Annotated in this window: 1 pseudogene; it reads right to left on the bottom strand. The window is 64.5% G+C overall.

Annotation, left to right across the window (positions count from 1 at the left end):
• Positions 1-332, bottom strand: a pseudogene (locus tag MKK70_RS10200) (PQQ-dependent dehydrogenase, methanol/ethanol family); the annotation flags it as partial.

Here is a 332-nt window from a genome sequence, read left to right as displayed (position 1 = left end):
CGAACTTCTCGGCGACGAGGAGCTCGCCGGTGGCGCGGTTGAGGGTGTAGCCGAAGCCGTTGCGGTCGAAGTGGGTCAGCAGCGGGGTCTCCTTGCCGCCGACCTTCTGATCCGTGAGGATCATCTCGTTGATGCCGTCGTCGTCCCACTCGTCGTGGGGGGTCATCTGGTAGACCCACTTGGCCACGCCCGTGTCGGGGTTACGCGCCCAGATGGTCATCGACCACTTGTTGTCGCCCGGACGCTGCTTGGGGTTCCAGGTCGAGGGATTGCCCGAGCCGTAGTACATCAGGTCGAGCTTGGGGTCGTACGAGTACCAGCCCCAGGTGCAG

It is taken from the genome of Methylobacterium sp. E-041 (genome assembly GCF_022829665.1).
Taxonomy (GTDB): Bacteria; Pseudomonadota; Alphaproteobacteria; order Rhizobiales; family Beijerinckiaceae; genus Methylobacterium.
Note: the sequence above shows the minus strand (reverse complement) of the source record. Positions and strands in the feature narration are given on the sequence as shown.